Below are 476 nucleotides of genomic sequence, written 5' to 3' on the forward strand. Positions count from 1 at the left end.
GGTCCTGATGATGAAATGCTGATTGACCCAGAAAAAACCATGTCTATGCTGAAACCTGTTGGCAAAGATTCTTCATTGAAATCCTGGCAGGGTGACCAATGGAAAATCGGTGGTGGTACTACCTGGGGCTGGTACTCTTACGATCCTGATCTGAACCAGTTCTATTATGGTTCAGGTAACCCATCTACCTGGAATCCGGTACAACGTCCAGGCGACAACAAATGGACAATGACTCTGTTTGGTCGTGATTTAGACACCGGTATGGCGAAATGGGTTTACCAAATGACGCCTTACGATGAGTGGGATTACGACGGCGTTAACGAAAACATCCTGGTCGATCAGAAAATCGAAGGCAAAATGCGTAAAATGTTAGTGCATTTTGACCGTAACGGTTTCGGTTACACCATGGATCGTGAAACAGGTGAATTGTTGGTTGCTGAGAAATTTGACCCAGCAGTTAACTGGTCAAATGGCGT

At 45.4% G+C, this 476-nt stretch carries 1 pseudogene; it reads left to right on the plus strand.

Features of this window, described 5'->3' with window-relative positions:
* A pseudogene (locus LGT40_RS00255) lies at positions 1-476 on the plus strand (PQQ-dependent dehydrogenase, methanol/ethanol family); the annotation flags it as partial.

This window comes from Methylophaga pinxianii, from assembly GCF_020447225.1.
Taxonomy (GTDB): Bacteria; Pseudomonadota; Gammaproteobacteria; order Nitrosococcales; family Methylophagaceae; genus Methylophaga; species Methylophaga pinxianii.